Source organism: Rhodococcus sp. MS13 (assembly GCF_013277835.1).
Lineage (GTDB): Bacteria > Actinomycetota > Actinomycetes > Mycobacteriales > Mycobacteriaceae > Rhodococcus_F > Rhodococcus_F erythropolis.
Genome location: NZ_VBTL01000013.1, coordinates 180,214 through 198,624, shown reverse-complemented (window position 1 = coordinate 198,624; position 18,411 = coordinate 180,214). Strand labels below are relative to the sequence as shown.

The 18,411-nt window shown below is 62.6% G+C and carries 19 protein-coding genes; 10 read left to right on the top strand and 9 right to left on the bottom strand.

What is annotated here, in order from left to right:
- Positions 1–3 precede the first annotated feature (3 nt).
- From FEZ59_RS26635 to FEZ59_RS26625, 3 genes are read right to left on the bottom strand one after another with little or no spacing between them, the layout of a single operon-like run.
- On the bottom strand, positions 4–1,089 hold the full coding sequence (locus FEZ59_RS26635; RefSeq protein WP_020907018.1) for an adenosine deaminase: 1,086 nt from the start codon (positions 1,087–1,089) through the stop codon (positions 4–6).
- 9 nt (positions 1,090–1,098) lie between these two features.
- Entirely contained in the window at positions 1,099–2,394 is a 1,296-nt protein-coding gene (locus FEZ59_RS26630; protein ID WP_092763735.1) for a thymidine phosphorylase, read from the bottom strand.
- Positions 2,387–2,791 carry a cytidine deaminase gene (locus FEZ59_RS26625; RefSeq protein ID WP_019747693.1) on the bottom strand — a complete coding sequence of 135 codons (405 nt, stop codon included), beginning with the start codon at positions 2,789–2,791 and terminating at the stop codon, positions 2,387–2,389. The genes FEZ59_RS26630 and FEZ59_RS26625 overlap by 8 nt, the downstream gene beginning before the upstream one ends.
- A gap of 253 nt (positions 2,792–3,044) precedes the next feature.
- Between FEZ59_RS26625 and sdhC the strand changes: the two genes are divergently transcribed.
- The 4 genes from sdhC to FEZ59_RS26605 are packed head-to-tail and all read left to right on the top strand — an operon-like array spanning position 3,045 to position 6,440.
- Positions 3,045–3,449: a succinate dehydrogenase, cytochrome b556 subunit gene (sdhC, locus tag FEZ59_RS26620; RefSeq protein ID WP_020969155.1), complete on the top strand. Its 405-nt coding sequence runs from the start codon at positions 3,045–3,047 to the stop codon at positions 3,447–3,449.
- 1 nt (position 3,450) lies between these two features.
- Positions 3,451–3,906, top strand: coding sequence for a succinate dehydrogenase hydrophobic membrane anchor subunit (locus FEZ59_RS26615; RefSeq protein ID WP_003940699.1), 456 nt, complete (start codon positions 3,451–3,453; stop codon positions 3,904–3,906).
- A gap of 15 nt (positions 3,907–3,921) precedes the next feature.
- Positions 3,922–5,673 carry a succinate dehydrogenase flavoprotein subunit gene (gene sdhA / locus FEZ59_RS26610; RefSeq protein ID WP_019747692.1) on the top strand — a complete coding sequence of 584 codons (1,752 nt, stop codon included), beginning with the start codon at positions 3,922–3,924 and terminating at the stop codon, positions 5,671–5,673.
- A complete protein-coding gene (locus tag FEZ59_RS26605) occupies positions 5,673–6,440 on the top strand; it encodes a succinate dehydrogenase iron-sulfur subunit (protein ID WP_003940925.1) in 768 nt (255 codons plus the stop codon). The genes sdhA and FEZ59_RS26605 overlap by 1 nt, the downstream gene beginning before the upstream one ends.
- Before the next feature lie 58 nt (positions 6,441–6,498).
- Here FEZ59_RS26605 and FEZ59_RS26600 read toward each other — a convergent pair whose 3' ends face one another.
- Complete coding sequence (locus FEZ59_RS26600; protein WP_092763737.1) at positions 6,499–7,521, bottom strand: LacI family DNA-binding transcriptional regulator; 1,023 nt, start codon at positions 7,519–7,521, stop codon at positions 6,499–6,501.
- Between the two features lie 75 nt (positions 7,522–7,596).
- Here FEZ59_RS26600 and FEZ59_RS26595 point away from each other — a divergent pair, with 75 nt between their 5' ends.
- From FEZ59_RS26595 to FEZ59_RS26580, 4 genes are read left to right on the top strand one after another with little or no spacing between them, the layout of a single operon-like run.
- The gene (locus FEZ59_RS26595; RefSeq protein ID WP_019747690.1) at positions 7,597–8,388 is read left to right on the top strand and encodes an SDR family oxidoreductase; all 792 of its coding nucleotides are present in this window, start codon (positions 7,597–7,599) and stop codon (positions 8,386–8,388) included.
- The gene (locus FEZ59_RS26590; RefSeq protein WP_172933438.1) at positions 8,388–9,428 is read left to right on the top strand and encodes a Gfo/Idh/MocA family oxidoreductase; all 1,041 of its coding nucleotides are present in this window, start codon (positions 8,388–8,390) and stop codon (positions 9,426–9,428) included. The genes FEZ59_RS26595 and FEZ59_RS26590 overlap by 1 nt, the downstream gene beginning before the upstream one ends.
- The gene (locus FEZ59_RS26585) at positions 9,425–10,291 is read left to right on the top strand and encodes a TIM barrel protein (RefSeq protein WP_029254998.1); all 867 of its coding nucleotides are present in this window, start codon (positions 9,425–9,427) and stop codon (positions 10,289–10,291) included. Before FEZ59_RS26590 ends, FEZ59_RS26585 begins: the two co-directional genes overlap by 4 nt.
- Positions 10,288–11,289 (top strand): Gfo/Idh/MocA family oxidoreductase, encoded by a 1,002-nt coding sequence (locus tag FEZ59_RS26580; RefSeq protein WP_172933437.1) that lies wholly within the window; start codon positions 10,288–10,290, stop codon positions 11,287–11,289. Before FEZ59_RS26585 ends, FEZ59_RS26580 begins: the two co-directional genes overlap by 4 nt.
- 58 nt (positions 11,290–11,347) lie before the next feature.
- Here the strand turns inward: FEZ59_RS26580 and FEZ59_RS26575 are convergent, their stop codons facing one another.
- The 4 genes from FEZ59_RS26575 to FEZ59_RS26560 all read right to left on the bottom strand — a co-directional run bounded on the left by FEZ59_RS26575 (position 11,348) and on the right by FEZ59_RS26560 (position 15,443).
- Positions 11,348–12,160, bottom strand: coding sequence for an ATP-binding cassette domain-containing protein (locus FEZ59_RS26575; protein WP_007727336.1), 813 nt, complete (start codon positions 12,158–12,160; stop codon positions 11,348–11,350).
- Positions 12,161–12,163: 3 nt separating this feature from the next.
- Positions 12,164–13,222: an ABC transporter permease gene (locus FEZ59_RS26570; RefSeq protein WP_003940759.1), complete on the bottom strand. Its 1,059-nt coding sequence runs from the start codon at positions 13,220–13,222 to the stop codon at positions 12,164–12,166.
- Positions 13,223–13,285: 63 nt separating this feature from the next.
- Positions 13,286–14,287, bottom strand: coding sequence for a substrate-binding domain-containing protein (locus tag FEZ59_RS26565; RefSeq protein ID WP_172933436.1), 1,002 nt, complete (start codon positions 14,285–14,287; stop codon positions 13,286–13,288).
- A 160-nt stretch (positions 14,288–14,447) separates the two neighbouring features.
- Entirely contained in the window at positions 14,448–15,443 is a 996-nt protein-coding gene (locus FEZ59_RS26560; protein WP_223258044.1) for a LacI family DNA-binding transcriptional regulator, read from the bottom strand.
- A gap of 122 nt (positions 15,444–15,565) precedes the next feature.
- Between FEZ59_RS26560 and FEZ59_RS26555 the strand changes: the two genes are divergently transcribed.
- Positions 15,566–16,591: a Gfo/Idh/MocA family oxidoreductase gene (locus tag FEZ59_RS26555; protein ID WP_047890273.1), complete on the top strand. Its 1,026-nt coding sequence runs from the start codon at positions 15,566–15,568 to the stop codon at positions 16,589–16,591.
- Positions 16,588–17,364 (top strand): TIM barrel protein, encoded by a 777-nt coding sequence (locus tag FEZ59_RS26550; RefSeq protein WP_081098366.1) that lies wholly within the window; start codon positions 16,588–16,590, stop codon positions 17,362–17,364. The genes FEZ59_RS26555 and FEZ59_RS26550 overlap by 4 nt, the downstream gene beginning before the upstream one ends.
- Here FEZ59_RS26550 and FEZ59_RS26545 read toward each other — a convergent pair.
- Entirely contained in the window at positions 17,361–18,401 is a 1,041-nt protein-coding gene (locus tag FEZ59_RS26545) for a Gfo/Idh/MocA family oxidoreductase (protein WP_172933435.1), read from the bottom strand. The genes FEZ59_RS26550 and FEZ59_RS26545 overlap by 4 nt on opposite strands.
- Between the last annotated feature and the right edge of the window lie 10 nt (positions 18,402–18,411).

Below are 18,411 nucleotides of genomic sequence, written 5' to 3'. Positions count from 1 at the left end.
CAGCTAGCCGATGAGCACGGCGTAACCCGGCTTGATGACGTCGTCGATCAACGCGAGGCGCTCGTCGAACGGGATGAAGGCCGACTTCATCGCGTTGATGGTGAAGCGTTCCAGATCGGTCCAGCCGTAACCGAAGGTCTCGACCAACGCGGCCATTTCCCGGCTCATGCTGGTGTCGCTCATCAGCCTGTTGTCAGTGTTGACGGTCACGCGGAAGCGCAAGTCCGCCAACAGTCCGAACGGATGGTCCGACAGGGCCGCTACGGCTCCGGTCTGCACGTTCGAACTCGGGCACAGTTCCAGGGGAATGCGCATGTCACGGACGTAGTTCGCGAGTCGACCCAGCTCTGCCCCACCTTGGCCGGCTACGTCGATGTCGTCCACGATCCGCACGCCGTGGCCCAACCGATCCGCTCCGCAGAAGGCGATGGCTTCGTGGATCGACGGCAACCCGAACGCCTCACCCGCGTGAATCGTGAAGTGGGCGTTCGCATCACGCATGTATTCGAAGGCGTCGAGGTGCCGGCTCGGCGGGTTACCGGCCTCGGCACCGGCGATGTCGAAACCGACGACGCCGCGGTCCCGGAATCGCACAGCGAGTTCGGCGATCTCTCGTGACCGGGCGGCATGCCTCATCGCCGTGAGAAGACACCCGATTCGGATCTCCCGTCCCGCGACCCTGGCAGCGGATTCGCCGGCCCGGAAACCTTCGAGAACGTGCTCGACGACCTCGTCCAAACTCAGGCCTTGTTCCAGGTGCTGCTCGGGCGCAAAACGGATTTCGGCATAGACGACGTTGTCGTCGGCCAGATCCTCGGCGCACTCGCGCGCGACCCGCGCGAGCCCTTCGGGAGTCTGCATCACGGCGACTGTGTGCGCGAACGTTTCGAGGTAGAGCTCGAGCGATCCGCTGTCAGCGGCAGTTCGGAACCATTGCGCCAGTTCGGATGCCGTAGTCGCCGGCAGCTCGTCGTAGCCACACTGCTCGGCCAGTTCGAGGACAGTCTCGGGTCTGAGTCCTCCGTCGAGATGATCGTGGAGAAGAACTTTGGGTGCGCTGCGGATCGTGGTCAACTCCGGTGCGTTCATTCGCCAACGCTAACGCGAATCACCCACAATTCGCTCGATGAGCAACGGTCGCGAAACGGTGTCGGAATCGGCCCCGATCGACCAGCCTCCGCCGAGGCTCCGCCGCGCAGGATCAAATCTCTCGGGAGTGTCGGTGTGCAGTGTCATCAGCTTCTGTCCGGCGCGGACCACGTCGCCGGGCTTCGCGTGCATCTCGATGCCGGCACCGGCCTGAACGGCTTCGCCCTGTCGTTCGCGTCCGGCTCCGAGCTTCCAGGCCGCGATGCCCACCGCCATGGCGTCGAGTCGGGTCAGCACGCCGTCTCGGTCCGCGGTGACGACGTCGCTGTGCCGGGCCACCGGCAGCGTCGCGTGTGGGTCCCCACCTTGTGCGGCGATCATCGCGCGCCACCGGTCCATGGCCGTGCCGTCGGCCAGTCTGTCTGCGGGGTCGATACCGTCGATCCCAGCCGCGGACAGCATCTCCCGAGCCAGGACCAGGGTCAGCTCGACGACGTCGGACGGCCCGCCGCCTGCCAGCACCTCGACGGATTCACGCACCTCGAGAGCGTTGCCAGCCGTCAATCCCAGCGGGGTGTCCATCCCGGTGATGAGAGCACTTGTACGCACGCCGGCGTCGTTGCCCAACTCGACCATCGTGCGTGCCAACTCTCGCGCGTCGCCGAGGTCCTTCATGAACGCTCCGGAACCGACTTTGACGTCGAGCACCAGGGCGCCGGTTCCCTCGGCAATCTTCTTGCTCATGATCGAACTTGCGATCAGCGGAATGGATTCCACCGTTCCGGTCACGTCGCGCAGCGCGTAGAGCTTCTTGTCGGCGGGGGCCAGGTTCGCTCCGGCAGCGCAGATCACCGCGCCGATTTTCGGGTCCGCGAGAATGTCGACCATCTCCGTCGCCGTGAGCTCGGCTCGCCAACCTGGAATGGCCTCGAGCTTGTCGAGAGTTCCGCCGGTGTGGCCGAGTCCGCGTCCCGACAACTGCGGGACTGCAAGACCACATGCCGCGACGAGGGGTGCGAGCGGAAGGGTGATCTTGTCCCCAACACCACCGGTCGAATGCTTGTCGACGGTGGGCAGCGGCAAGTCCGAAAAGTCCATCCTCCCGCCGGATTCGATCATTGCCTCGGTCCATCGGCCGGTCTCTGCTCGTGACATTCCTCGGAAATAGATCGCCATCGCGAGCGCCGACATCTGCTCGTCGCCGACGACCCCCTCAGTGAACGCCTGAACTATCCAGTCGATCTCGGTTCCCGACAACTCGCGGCCGTCACGCTTGGCGCCGATGATGGAAACTGCGTCAAACATGGCGGAGCCCCTCTGCTTGTTCCGGCCCGAAAGCATCAGGCAACAGCTCGCTCAGCGGCTTGAACCCACTGCTCGTGTCGACAAGCATCTCACCCCCGCCGTGCTCGAGAAGAAGCTGTCTGCACCTGCCGCATGGCATCAGAATCGAGCCCTTCGCGTCGCAGCACGTGAAGGCAACCAGCCGCCCGCCCCCGGTGGCGGCTAAGTTACCGACGAGTCCACATTCGGCACACAGGCTCAAACCGTATGAGACATTTTCCACATTGCATCCTGAGACGATCCGACCATCGTCTACCAGGGCAGCTGCACCCACTGCATAGCCCGAGTACGGTGCATAAGCCTGCCGCATGACCACTTGCGCGTTGTGCCGCAACAACTTCCAGTCGATGTCACCCATGGTTCGTTATCCAATCACGCCGACTGAATGGATGCAGAAACCACGCCGAAACCGACTAGGTGAGATTGGAAAGGCAAACCTTACAAAGAGTTTGGTACGCGTACGAATCCCGCATCTGATTAGTTCCCGGTTTCACATAGGTTTAGAGTCTGAGTCAAGTCGGTTCAGGATCCCGTCGAGCCCGGGCTGAGGTACATCGAAGCTCTCTGCAGGCTCGACGCGTCCACCAATGACGTTGGAGGCACAGCACTCGATGAGTACTACGACTGAAGCCGCTCCTCAGAAGGAGCGCACGAGGTCGCTTTACCGGGGCGACCCCGGAATGTGGTCCTGGGTTCTACACCGGATCACAGGCGTCGCTACTTTCTTCTTCCTATTCGTACACGTTCTCGATACGGCACTCGTTCGGGTCAATCCCGATACGTACGACGCCGTCATCGACACGTACAAGAACCCCCTCGTCGGCCTCATGGAGATCGGCCTCGTCGGCGTAGTCCTCTACCACGCCCTCAACGGCGTGCGCGTGATGTTGGTGGACTTCTGGTCGAAGGGCCCGAAGTACCAGCGCGTCATGCTCTGGACCATTCTGACGATCTGGTTCCTGGTGATGATCCCAGGCGCCGGACGCATCCTCATCAACATGTTTGCGGAGCACTGACATGGCGACTACTCACGGACCCGAAGCCAAGAGCCTGGGCACCTCATACGACCGTCCCGCAAGCCTGGACAACCCGCGGTCCCCGCGCGCGAAGGCTCGGAACAACTTCGAGTTGTACGCATGGCTGTTCATGCGCTTCTCCGGCGTCGCCCTGATCGTTCTGGTCCTGGGCCACATGTTCATCATGCTGATGCTCGACGGTGGCGTTCACCGTCTGAACTTCGCATTCGTCGCAGGTCGCTGGTCCAGCCCGTTCTGGCAGTTCTGGGATCTGACGATGTTGTGGCTGGCACAGCTGCACGGCGGTAACGGCCTGCGCACGGTCATCGCGGACTACTCCCGCAAGGACTCCACGCGCTTCTGGCTGACCACGATCCTCGTTCTCTCGATGATCCTGATCATGGGCCTGGGCACGTACGTCATCTTCACCTTCGACCCCAATATCTCGGCGAGCTAGGGGAGCACAGACTTCATGCAGGAACATCGTTATGACGTGGTCATCGTCGGCGCCGGCGGCGCAGGCATGCGTGCGGCAATCGAAGCTGGCCCCCGTGCCCGCACGGCCGTACTGACCAAGCTCTACCCCACCCGCAGCCACACCGGCGCGGCCCAGGGCGGCATGTGTGCCGCACTGGCGAACGTGGAGGAAGACAACTGGGAGTGGCACACCTTCGACACCGTCAAGGGCGGCGACTACCTCGCCGACCAGGACGCCGTCGAGATCATGGCCAAAGAGGCCATCGACGCGGTGCTCGACCTCGAGAAGATGGGTCTGCCGTTCAACCGCACGCCCGAAGGCAAGATCGACCAGCGTCGATTCGGTGGCCACACGCGTGACCACGGCAAGGCACCCGTCCGCCGTGCGTGTTACGCAGCCGACCGCACCGGTCACATGATCCTGCAGACGCTGTACCAGAACTGCGTCAAGCACGACGTCGAGTTCTTCAACGAGTTCTACGCGCTCGACATCGCCATCACCGAGACCGAGGACGGCCCGGTTGCCACCGGTGTCATCTGCTACGAGCTCTCGACCGGCGAGCTGCACATCTTCCACGCCAAGTCGATCATCTTCGCGACCGGCGGCTCGGGACGTATGTACAAGACGACGTCCAACGCGCACACCCTCACCGGTGACGGCATGGGCATCATCTTCCGCAAGGGCCTGCCCCTCGAGGACATGGAGTTCCACCAGTTCCACCCGACAGGACTCGCCGGTCTCGGCATCCTGATCTCGGAAGCCGTCCGTGGTGAAGGTGGCATTCTCCGTAATGCCGACGGCGAGCGCTTCATGGAGCGCTACGCCCCCACCATCAAGGACCTCGCTCCGCGTGACATCGTGGCCCGTTCGATGGTCCTCGAGGTTCTGGAAGGCCGCGGCGCCGGCCCGAACAAGGACTACGTCTACATCGACGTGACGCACATCCCCGAGGAAGTTCTCGACGAGAAGCTCCCCGACATCATGGAGTTCTCGCGCACCTACCTCGGCGTGGACCCCGTCAAGGAGCCCGTGCCCGTCTACCCGACGTGCCACTACGTCATGGGCGGTATCCCCACCAAGATCAACGGTGAGGTTCTGCGCAACAACGACGAGGTCGTCAAGGGCCTGTATGCCGCCGGCGAATGTGCCTGCGTTTCCGTGCACGGTGCAAACCGCCTCGGCACCAACTCGCTCCTCGACATCAACGTGTTCGGCCGCCGCGCCGGCATCGCTGCCGCCGAGTACGCGAACTCCACCGAGTTCGTCGACCTGCCGGAAACCCCGGCTGCGATGGTCGAAGACTGGGTCGGCGTCATCCTGTCCGATCACGGCCACGAGCGCGTTGCGGACATCCGCACCGAGCTGCAGCAGTCGATGGACAACAACGCCTCCGTCTTCCGCACCGAAGAGCGCCTCACCCAGGCACTCAAGGATGTGCGTGCTCTCAAGGAGCGCTACAACCACATCACGGTCCAGGACAAGGGCAAGCGCTACAACAGCGACCTGCTCGAGGCCATCGAGCTGGGCTTCCTCCTCGAAATGGCAGAGGTCACCGTCGTCGGCGCCCTCAACCGCAAGGAATCGCGCGGCGGCCACGCTCGTGAGGACTTCCCGGATCGCAACGACGCCGAGTACATGAAGCACACGATGGCGTACAAGGAGGGTGACGGCCTGCTCTCCGACATCCGTCTGGACTACAAGCCGGTGATCCAGACCCGCTACGAGCCGATGGAGCGTAAGTACTGATGTCTGCGCCTGCTGTAGATGCACCCAAACTCCCCGCTGTTCCCGAGGGGGCCGTCATGGTCACTCTCAAGATCGCGCGGATGAACCCCGAATCGGGCGAGGGCCAGCACTGGGACAGTTTCCAGGTCCCGGCACTGCCCACCGACCGTTTGCTCAACCTGCTGCTGTACGTGAAGGGTTACCTCGACGGCACCCTCACGTTCCGTCGCAGCTGCGCACACGGTGTCTGTGGATCGGACGCCATGCGGATCAACGGTGTGAACCGTCTGGCCTGCAAGCTGCTGATGAAGGACATGCTGCCCAAGGACGGCAAGCCGGTCACCATCACGGTCGAGCCCATCAAGGGCCTGCCCGTCGAGAAGGACCTGGTTGTCGACATGGAACCCTTCTTCGACGCATTCCGCGCCGTGAAGCCGTTCCTCATCACCAGTGGCAACGAGCCCACTCGTGAGCGCATCCAGAGCCAGCACGACCGTGCTCGTTTCGACGACACGACAAAGTGCATCCTCTGCGCATGCTGCACCACGTCGTGCCCCGTGTACTGGAGCGACGGCAGCTACTTCGGTCCCGCTGCCATCGTCAACGCACACCGGTTCATCTTCGACAGCCGTGACGAGGCTGCTTCCGAGCGTCTCGACATCCTGAACGACAAGGACGGCGTGTGGCGTTGCCGCACCACGTTCAACTGCACCGACGCATGCCCCCGCGGCATCCAGGTGACAAAGGCAATTCAGGAAGTCAAGCGAGCTCTGCTCTTCGCTCGATAGTCAGGCCTTCGGCCCTGTGCGCGGTTAGGGAGTCTCCGGACTCCTTAACCGCGCACAGCTATGTCGGGGGCATGTTGAGCGGTGTCACGACTTGAACCGGTGACGTCGTAAAGCCGAAGTGAGCGCCCATGGCGCCGTGTTCTTTCATGACCACCTGACAGGCAGTGCGAACATCCGCACGCAGATCGTGGTGGAGCACCGCTGATATTCGCCTCTCCCCCAGCAACTTTCGATTGTCACCGTCGAGATCGTGGGCGATGAAGACACTGCACTCCCGGTTCAGTTCTTCGAACGCGTCGACCGTGGCCAGGTTGCCACCACCGATCGAATAGACAGCCCGGATCTGCGGATCGGATTCGAGTGCCGCTCGCACCAGTTTCCTACTCGTCTGATCCAGACCGTCACTGTTCGGAATGTCGATCAACCGTCGATGCGGAGCCGCGACGCGCATGGCGGATCGAAATCCCATCTCCCGTTCTTCCTCCCCGCGAAAGAATCCGCTACTCATGCTGACCAGCACGTTGCCGTCCCGATCCCTCAGCCACTGATCGATCAAGTACGCGGCGGTGGCTCCGGCGGCTCGGTTGTCGATGCCGATGTAGGCGGCTCGCCTGCTACCGGGAACATCGGTCACCAACGTGACGACCGGAATCTTTGCCGCCACCAACCGGTCGATCGCCGCCACGACTTCCGGAGTGTCGGGAGCCTTGACGATGACTCCGTGGGATCCGCGTCGGCGAATCTTGTCGAGCGTCGACGTCATCGCTTCGACCGAACCGGTTTCACGAAAGTGGAACCGGGAACGAACGACAGCAGGCGCAAGGGTCGGCAGTTCGTCCTCGAGCGCGTCACGGACGGCGTCGGAAAACCTTGCGGGGGTTTGCAACACGACGTCGACGATGAACGTGCGCCCGACCAGTTTCAGTTGCGAGCGTTGACGTTCCAGGTCCGTGATCGCCTGGCGAACCTCCGATCGTGTGCCCTCCCGAACTCCAGGACGGTCGTTGAGCACCCGGTCGACGGTGGCCTCACTCAGGCCCGACTGCTGAGCGATCTCCCGTACTTTGAATCGATGCGCCACAACTACCTCACGATGATGGATATTTGATGGTTTTTCGCTGTTGCTCGAGGTCTTCGTCACAGCCAGACTAAACCCATGACTTCTCCGCCGGGCGTAACCAGGCCCGCACTCCTAGCCGACACCGTCGTACTGGTCAGTGGCGGCTCGCAAGGCGTCGGCGCCGGCGTCGTACGCGCCGCAGTCCGTGAGGGCGCTCAGGTGGCTTTCACCGGCCGACGCCCGGACGTCGGAAAGGCTCTCGAGGCAGAACTTTCGGGAACCCACTTCATCGAAGCCGATGTGGCGCAGACCGATTCCGCGCTCGCCAGCGTGGCCGAGACGATCTCACATTTCGGCCGCGTGGATGCCCTCGTCAATTCCGCCGGACTCACCTCGCGCGGCACGCTGCTCGACACCACCGAGGAACTCTTCGACCAGCACATCGCGGTGAACCTTCGCGGTCCGTTCTTCACGATGCAGGCAGCCGTCAAGGACATGCGCGAGCGTGCGGTCCCCGGGTCCATCGTCAACATCATCTCCACGTCCGAACTCGGCGGGCAACCGTATCTCGCGCCGTACGTGGCAGCGAAGGCCGGGCTGGCGGGGCTGACCCGCAACGCCGCCCATGCGCATCGCTGGGATCGTATCCGGATCAACGGTCTCGACATCGGGTGGACACAGACCGAGGGAGAAGACCTCACGCAGAGAGCTTTTCACGACGCTGGTGACGATTGGCAGGAACGTGCGGGCAGCACCCTCCCCATGGGCAAGCTCGGACAGGTCGACGAAATCGCCGACTTCGTCGTCTTCCTGCTCTCCGATCGCAGCGGAGTCGTGACAGGTTCGATCATCGACTGGGACCAGAACGTCTTCGGAGGGCTGGACTGATGGGCGCTCGTATCGGAGTCATCGGCCTCGGACGAATCGGCAGCTACCACGCCCGAAACCTGCTGACGACGGACGGCGTCGACGCACTGGTTGTCACCGACGTCGACGCACGTCGAACCTCGGACGTGGCAAGCGAACTCGACGTGGAGTCCGCTGCCGATCCCGACGCGCTTTTAGCGTCAGGCATCGACGGCGTTCTGATCGCCGCGTCGTCGAGTTCGCACGCCGACCTGATCGAAGCCGCTGTCCGCCGAGACATCCCGACGTTCTGCGAAAAGCCGGTAGCCGACTCGATCGAATCCTCGGTTCGTGTCCTCGCGACTGCCGAGCAGACGTCGGTACCAGTACAGATCGGATTTCAGCGCCGATTCGACCCGTCATTTGTGGCGGCGTACGACGCAGTTCGATCTGGAGAACTCGGTTGGATCCACACTCTCCGATCGACCACCCTCGACCCCGCTCCCCCGCCGATCTCGTACATCGCACACTCCGGCGGCATCTTCCGCGACTGCTCGATCCACGATTTCGACATCGTCAGGTGGGTCAGCGGCCGCGAAGTCACCACGGTTTTTGCCACCGGCTCGAATCAGGGTGATCGCGGGATCGCCGATGCCGGTGACGTCGACACCGCCGCAACGGTTCTCACTTTCGAAGGCGGAACCATCGCGGTCGTGTCAAATACCCGCTACAGCGGCCGCGGCTACGACTGCCGACTCGAGGTACTCGGCTCGGCGGACTCCGTCGTTGCCGGGCTGGACGACCGCTTGCCACTCCGCTCTCTCGACCCCGAAACATCGTTCCCCTCGAAGGAGCCGTACACGTTCTTCATGGACCGCTTCACGTCCGCCTACCGTGCGGAACTCGAAGCATTCCTCGGCGTTGTCGCCGGGCGTCGGGAATCACCGTGCACGCCCACAGATGCGGTCGAGTCGGCGTGGATCTCCGAAGCTGCAACGCACTCTCTGCGCGAGGGTCGGCCCGTCACGATCACCGAAGTCAAAGATCTGTTCCTTCACGACAAGAATGAGGCACACACATGAGCACTCCTCGCATCGCCGGCGCACCGATCTCCTGGGGCGTGTGCGAAGTCCCGGGCTGGGGCTACCAACTCGACCCTGCGCAAGTCCTCCGGGAAATGCGCGAAGTCGGTCTGGCGGCAACGGAAATCGGACCGGAGGGCTTTCTGCCGACAGCACCCGCCGAAATGGCCAAGGTGCTCGCGGATCACGACCTGAGCGCAGTCGGCGGGTTTGCACCAGTACTGCTGCACGATGACGATCATGATCCGGTACCCGGCATCTCCCCCATCCTCGACGGTTTTGTCGCCTCGGGTGCCGAGGTTTTGGTTCTGGCCGCCGCGACGGGTTCCGACGGCTACGATTCACGCCCAGAACTGGACGAGCAGAGTTGGAAAACCCTGCTGCACAATCTCGATCGCCTCACCGACGCCGCCGCCGAGCGTGGAATCAGGGCAGTTGTCCACCCTCACGTCGGAACGATGATCGAGCAGCGCGACGAGGTCCTGCGAGTGCTCGACGGCTCGGCCATCCCACTGTGCCTGGACACCGGCCACCTGTTGATCGGCGGCACCGATCCGGTCGACCTGGCGCGTCAAGCTCCCGAGCGCATCACCCACGTGCATCTCAAGGACGTCGACGATGCCCTCGCATCACGCGTTCGCAGTGGTGAGCTCACCTACACCGACGGCGTGAAGGCGGGAATGTACCGTCCACTCGGTGGCGGCGACGTCGACATCGCCGGTGTCACAGCCATATTGCAGCGCCACGGTTTCGACGGATGGTACGTGCTCGAGCAGGACACCATTCTGACCGAGGCTCCGTCCGACGAGGGACCGGTGCGCGATGTGCGAGCGAGCGTCGAGTATCTGCGGTCGGTTCTGTGACACCTGCCCCGCTGCGGATAGGCATTCTGGGAGCCTCACGCATCGCCGAGAACGCGATGATCAAACCTGCAACGGCCACCGGGCACCGCCTGGTGGCCGTTGCCGCACGCAGCCCCGAGCGGGCCAGAGCCTATGCAGCCCAGCATGGGATCGAACGGGTGGTCGGTTCGTACGCCGAGCTGATCTCGGATCCGGAGGTGGACGTCGTCTACAACGCGCTGCCCAACAGCCTGCACGGACCGTGGAATCTCGCCGCCGTTCAGGCCGGCAAGCACGTGCTGACGGAGAAACCGTTTTCGAGCAACGCGGTGGAAGCGCGTGCTGTAGCCGAGGCAGCGCGCGTGAGCGGAGTGACGCTGCTCGAGGGGTTCCACTACCTCTTTCATCCGGTGAACCGGCGCCTGCTGGATGTGGTTCGGAGCGGCACAGTCGGCGCGGTCACTCGGGTGGAAACCGTACTGCGGATGCCCAAACCATCCGAGAACGACCCGCGGTGGGAGCTCGCCTTGTCAGGCGGGTCACTGATGGACCTGGGCTGCTACGGGTTACATGCTTCCCGGATGCTGAGTGACGTCTGTGGTGGTGCGCCAGTGGTGACCGGGACCCGCCACGAGGAATACGCTCCGGGGGTCGATTCGTGGTTCGACATCGAACTCGAGTATCCCGGCGGAGCGCGGGCATCCGTTGTGACAACGATGTTGGACGAGCAGTACCACTTCACCTTCCGGGTCTTCGGATCCAACGGAGACGTCCTGGTGCACAACTTCCTCCAGCCGGACGTCGACGACCGTGTCTCCGTCACTGTCCATGGGCGCACGAGTATCGAGCAGCTGGGCACGAAGTCGTCGTACACCTGGCAACTCGAAGCGTTCGCCGATCATCTGTCCGGGGTCTCGGCGCTGCCGATCGGACCGGGCGACGCGGTAGCCAACATGACGATCATCGACGAGGCGTACATGCATTCCGGCCTCGGGGTTCGGCCGACGACCATCCTCTGACGAAACGACTACAGCCTCGGTTCGATTCGAACCGAGGCTGTAGTCGCGAGGTTTTGATCTAACGGCGAAGCTCGTGGGTCAGTGTCTCGAGCTCGTCACCGCCCGCCATCTCCTTGGTCAGTTCTTCGAGTGAGATGTCGTCGTACTTGGCGTCGAGCTTCTGCCTGCCTCGGTTGAGGAGCACGAAGTGATCGCCGACCATGTACGCGTGGTGCGGATTGTGCGTGATGAAGATGACGCCGAATCCCTGTTCCTTGGCAGCGGTGATGTAGCGCAACACCATTCCCGACTGCTTGACGCCGAGCGCTGCTGTCGGCTCGTCGAGAATCAGCACGCGGGCACCGAAGAAGATGGCGCGGGCGATGGCAACACACTGACGCTGACCGCCGGAGAGACTACCAATCGGTGCGTCGACGTCAGGCAGTTCGATGCCCATCTTCGACAGTTCCGAAAGAGTCGTCGCGCGCATGGCGTTGGCGTCGAGCGACTTGATCAGACCACCCTTGCGCAGTTCCTGCCCGAGGAAGAAGTTGCGCCACACCGGCATCAACGCAACAACGGCGAGGTCCTGATAGACCGTCGCGATGCCTTTGCCAAGCGCTTCTTTAGGCGAGTGGAACGTTGTCGGTTCGCCGTCGACGAGTAGTTCACCTTCGCTCTGCTGGTGCAGACCGGCGATGATCTTGATCAGCGTGGACTTGCCTGCGCCGTTGTCACCGAGCACACCGGTCACTTCACCCGCACCGACGCGCAGGTTGATTCCCTTGAGCGCGATGATGTTTCCGTATTGCTTACCGACGTCCTTGAGCTCGATCAGTGGCACGTTGCCGCCCGAGTTCGAGAGAGCCGGAACTTCAGCTGTGGTACTCATGTGTCACCTTTTCGCAGCGTAGTTGCGGAATGCGTTGTTGGCGATGACCGCGAACAGCAGCATGGCGCCGAGGAAGAACTTGAACCAGTCCGGGTTCCAGCCTGCGTAGACGATGCCCTGGTTGGTCATACCGAAGATGAATGCGCCGATCGCAGCGCCGATCGCGGTTCCGTAACCACCGGTGAGCAAACAACCGCCGATGACTGCGGCGATGATGTACAGGAACTCGTTACCGACACCCTGACCGGACTGAACGGTATTGAACGAGAACAGCAGATGCATGCCCACGAACCAGGCAGCAAAGCCGACGGTCATGAACAAACCGATCTTGACTGCGGTCACCGGCACACCGATCGCGCGGGCACTGTCCTGATTGCCGCCGACCGCGAAGATCCAGTTGCCGATCTTGGTCTTGAACAAAACAAATGTTGCAATCGCGGTGAACAGCAGCCACCACACGACCGTGATCTTGACGGACACCCCGAAGACCGAGAACGACGACGCGAATACCTTTTTCGCAGAATCGAATCCGGCCATGTCGGAGACGCTGGGTGTGGCAACCTGACCACTCACGAGCTTGGTGACGGCCAGGTTGATTCCGGTCAACATCAGGAACGAGCTCAGGGTGATGAGGAAGCTGGGAATCTTCGTCTTCATGACGAGGTAGCCGTTGAAGAATCCGACTGCGAGCGAGACGACCAGCGCCAGAATCGCACCCACCCACAGATTGAGGTGCAGGTTGTAGGCGATCATCGACGCGGCGAGCGAGGACGTGGTGACTGCGACGCCGGCGGATAGGTCGAACTCGCCGCCGATCATGAGCAGGGCGACCGCGCAAGCCATGATGCCGATCGTGGAGCTGGAGTAGAGCACTGTCGCAAGCGCTTCCGGCGTACGGAACGGTGCCGCGACGATACAGAAGAAGATGAAGATGGCGATGGCGCCGACAAGTGAACCCATCTCCGGGCGGAGCAGTAGGCGCTGAATGCGCTTTTGCTCCTTCACCCGTTCATCGGTCACGACTTTGTGGGCGGCAAGGTCGAGATCTGCCTGAGTGGACATGATTTCCCTTCCGTGCTGGACAGGCGCACGGAGGGCGGACTCTCAGCCCTCCGTGCGCCCGGATCAGCGAGTTCCGTTCTTGGCGTACTCGGCGACCGAGTCGATGTTGGTGTTGTCGATGAACGCGGGTCCGGTCAGGGTCGGCAAGCCGCCACCGATCACGTTGCCGTTGTTGAGGTAAAGCCACAGCGAATCGATGGCGAGGTAGCCCTGCAGGAAGGGTTGCTGGTCCACTGCCCACTGCACGTCACCGGATTTGATGGCGTCGACGAGCGCCGCGTTGGTGTCGAAAGTGACGACCTTCGCCTTGCTGCCCGCATTGCCGACCGACGTCACGGACGTCAAGGCAAACGGAGCACCGAGTGCGAGAACTCGATCGATTGCCGGGTCCTGTTGAAGTTTCGCGGTGATGGTCGATTCCACCGACGGCATGTCCTTGCCGTTGACGTTGAGAATCTCCGTCGTTCCCTTGAACGACTTCTTCACTCCGGCACAACGTGATTCGAGGCTCACGTTGCCCTGCTCCTGAATGACGCACAACACCTTGGTGGCACCTTCGGTGTTGAGTCGCTCGCCGGCAGCTTCACCGGCAATCGACTCGTCCTGACCGAAGTACTCCTTGACGCCCATGTCCTTCCAGGTATCGAGGCCCGAGTTGAGGGCGACCACCGGAATGCCCGCGGCGGTGGCACTTTGGACCGCGGCAACCATGGCGTCGGGCTTCGCGAGGGTCACGGCAATCCCGTCGACCTTGCTGTCGATCGCACTCTGAACCAAGTTGGCCTGATTCGGCGCCTCGGGATCGGCGGAGTACCGAAGCTCGATGTTGTCCTTGGCCGCTGCGGTTTCGGCTCCCTTGCGCACCAGATCCCAGAACGTGTCACCGGGAACTTCGTGAGTGATCATCGCAATGGTGGCGCGGGGCGTGTCCGCCGTACCCGCGCCCATTCCGGATCCGGAAGAATCCGGCTTTCCGCCGGTGCTTGAACAGGCGGCCAGACCCAAGACCACGACTGAGGCTCCGGCCAGTACGGCAACGCTCTTGCGTCCCGTGAGAAACGACATGTGAACTCCCTCTCGACATCAACCAACGGCCCGCGAACGGATGGTGCTCGGTTGTATGTGAAAGATGTAATACCCGTCACAGTCGAATGTCAATAGTTTGTTCTGACATTAGGACTGCTTATCAAAGACCGAACAAACTGATGGAAGTCGAAACTGCAGGTCAATGCCCTGCGGGTCCAGTTGAACCTCGAACCACCAGTTGTGGCTGCGCGACAATGTCCTTGCCCAATGGCCCACTTCCGCCGTCGAGGCGTTCGGAGATCCGCTCCACCGCGGCGCCGCCCAGAAACGCCGTGTCCTGCCCGACACTGGTCAGATCGATGTGCGCCAAACCTGCCAATGCACTGTTGTCGAATCCGATCACGGAAACGTCGCCAGGCACCGAGATCCCGGCACGCAGGAAGACGTCGAGAACTCCGAGCGCGCAGCGATCGTTGAAAGCGAAGACCGCCCCGGGTAACCCACCCTCGACCATCGACCTGGCGGCAGCTGCGCCGAACTCCTCCGTGAGACCGCCGGGAAGAATTCTCGGCTCCAGACCTGCCGCTCGCATGGCCTTGCGGTAGCCCTGACGCCGTTCCTGGGCGCCCGGGCCTCGCCCGCCGTCGACGTGGGCGATCGAGCGGTGCCCGAGTTCGACAAGGTGATTCACGGCCATCACCGCGCCCGCCTCGTCATCTGTTCGGACAACATCCACGTGCACTGACGACATCTTCCGCGCGATTACGACAACGGGAACCTTGTCGGCCAGGTCGACGATCTCTGCTTCCGGCGCCTGTGAACCCAACAGCAAGATCGCCTCACACCGGTCGTCGAGCAGGGTCCGCGTTGCACGAGAATCCGGCCGTCGCTCCGAGACCGCACTGAGGACGACGTCGTAGCGCGACCGTTCGGCGGCCACATAGATTTCGTCGAGCAGCTCCGCGTGAAATGTTTGCGCCGCAACGTAACTGACACCGATCAGGCGGCTGCGATGTTGGCGCAGCAGTCGCGCCGCGTTGTCGGGTCGATAGCCGAGTTCGTCCGCGGCCGCCTTGACCCGTACCCGCGTCGCATCGCTGGCACCTGGGACATCACGAATGACGATGGACACCAGAGCGCGTGACACACCGGCCAGGTCTGCTACATCTTGCAAGGTGGGGCGTCGACTGTTCACCTCCACAGACTAGATCGTTCCAGCGAATAAGCACCGAAGCATTGACGCGCGCCGCATCCGGCGCTTTACTGGCATGGACTAGAACGATCTAGTTCCTCATTCTCACTCCGAACGGAGCCCCCATGTCTGCCTCTGTTGCAGTCGGTCTCATCGGCGCCGGATGGATCGGCCGCTTCCACGGCGAGTCCGTCGCGCTGCGTATCTCCGGCACCCGTCTCGTCGCCGTCGCCGATCCTGCGCCCGGCGCTGCGGCGTCGTTGATCGAACGTGTCAGTCCCGACGCCCGCGCGTACACCGACGCCCTTGAGCTGATTGCCGATCCGACCGTCGAAGCGGTGCTCATCAGTACGCCCGCATCAACTCACACCGATCTCGTGGTGGCCGCCGCGGAGGCCGGCAAACATGTCTTTTGCGAAAAGCCGATGGCCTTGACACTCGAGGACGCCGATCGCGCGATCGGCGCGTGTGACGCGAACAACGTTGCGCTGCAAGTCGGTTTCAACCGGCGCTTCGCCGCCGACTTCACCGCGGCGCACGACGTGATCACCGCCGGCGGGATCGGAACCCCACAGCTACTTCGTTCTCTGACTCGCGACCCAGGAATCACCGCCGACGTCGCCTCCCGAGTCAAGCCGTGGACGATCTTCAACGAGACACTGATTCACGACTTCGACGCTCTGCTCTGGCTCAACCCCGGGGCACGCGTCGTCGAGGTGTTCGCGCAGGCCGATGCTCTCATCCATCCGCAGTACAAGGAGCAGGGGTACCTCGACACGTCGATGGTTCAGTTGCGCTTCGACAACGGCGCCCTCGCGTCGGCCGAGGCCAACTTCCAAGCCACCTACGGTTACGACGTGCGCGGCGAAGTTTTCGGTTCCGGTGGAATGGTGAGTGCAGGCGAGGTCACGCGGACCGCGATGCGTCATTACAGCTCACCGGGCGTTCTGGCCGACACACCTCGGGTGAACATCGAACTGTTTCACGACGCCTATGTTGCCCAGCTGGTGCACTTCGCAGACTGCATCCGCTCCGGCAGTGCGCCGTCGGTCGACGGTCTCGATGCTCGCAACGCCCTGGAAATCGCACTGGCCGCAAAAGAATCCGTGGAAACCGGACTGCCCGTCTCGTTGCTGGCGGTGCCGCAGTGAGCCCCTTCGACTTGGCGGTCTCTGCCGAGATGACGTTCACCGAACTCCCTGTCGTCGAGCGTGTTCGGCGGATCTCGGAGGCGGGGTTCGCAGCTGAGATCTGGAGTTGGCAAGACAAAGACCTCGATGCTCTGGTCGCCACCGGAGCTCGGTTCTCCTCGATGACCGGCTATCTCCACGGCGATTTGTTCGACGAAGCCGGCAGCGCCGAACTGGTACGCACAGCGGCGCTATGCCTCGCTCCGGCAGCGAAACTCGGCGTTCCCCGGCTGAACTTCCATACCGGCGAGCTCATCGACGGACAGGCTGCGCGCCCGCAGTATCGAACTACGGGAGCGATGTGGCTGACCGCCCAACGCGCGCTCGAGAAGATCGCGAGACTGGGCGAAGAAGCCGGAGTCGTCTTCTGCCTCGAGAATCTCAATACGATCGTCGATCACCCCGGCGTACCGATGGCCCGCGCCAAAGACACTCTGGCACTGGTGGAATCCGTCTCACACCCCAACCTCAAGATGATGCTCGACCTCTACCACGCACAGATCGGCGAAGGAAACCTCATCGAACTCGTGCGGCGTTGTGGTGACAACATCGGCGAGATTCAGGTGGCCGACGTACCCGGCCGATGCGAACCCGGAACCGGCGAGATCAACTACCCCGCCATCGCACGCGTGCTCGCCGACCAGGGTTACACCGGCACGATCGGTTTGGAGGGCTGGGCATCCGGAGACAGTGACACCGCACTCACTGCTTTCCGGAAGGCCTTTACGCTCTAGCCCTCACCCGGGAACGTGATCCCCACCTGACGCCGGATCTCGTCGAGGATGTCGAGCGTCGCAATGGCCGCGTCGAGCGGATGGACCGGCGACTCGATATCCCCGGCGGTGATCCGCCGCGCCGCCTCGGCCGCCTCGAACGCGAGACCTCCGACGTATCCGTCGACCGGATCGTCGTAGCGCGCAGATCTTCCGTCACCTAGCCGGACAGTGAAGGCCCCGGGCCGGTAGAACGTCGAGTCCAGAACGATCATCCCCTTGTCGCCGCAGATCGAGGCCGTGTTGGGCGTGTCAGCAAGGATCGTGGTGTTCAGACTGGCCTGAGCAATGCCTGCCCAGGACAGAACCGCTGAGATCTGGCCGTTCACCATGTCATTCGCCGGCTCGCCCAGGGCAGCAACCGCAGTAGGAACACCCAATACCCGATACGCGAGACTGACCGGATAGGTCCCGAGGTCGAGAAGTGGCCCACCCGCAAGCGCTGGATCGTAGATACGATGATCGGTCTCGAACCGTTCGCCGTGATCGGCCAGAACCGTACGTATGGTTCCCAGCAGCCCCGCCTCGAGGATCTGGTCGATCACGTCGAACTTGGGCAGAAACGACGTCCACATCGCCTCCATGCAAAACAGTCCGAGCGCAGTCGCCCGCTCCTGAATCGCCCGTCCCTGCGCTGCGTTCAAAGCCAGCGGCTTTTCGATCACGACATGCTTGCCGTGATCCAATGCCGCCATCGCGCAATCGAAATGAGCAGTGTGCGGTGTTGCGACATAGACGACGTCCACATCCTCGGAGGCAAGCAAAGCGTCGTAGCTACCGTGAGCGCGTCGGATCCCCCAATTGTCCGCGAAGGCCTGAGCGCGGGTGAGTCCGCGCGAAGCGACGGCCGTGACTTCCTGCGCTGTATTTCTCTGCAGTGACTCCACGAAGCGTTGTGCAATCCAGCCAGGCCCGAGGATCCCCCAGCGCAAAGTCGGAGCGTCGACCGGATCGGGGACCCTGGTGCGAGGGAGTTCCAGAACTGTAGAAGAAGTCATGCCTCGAACT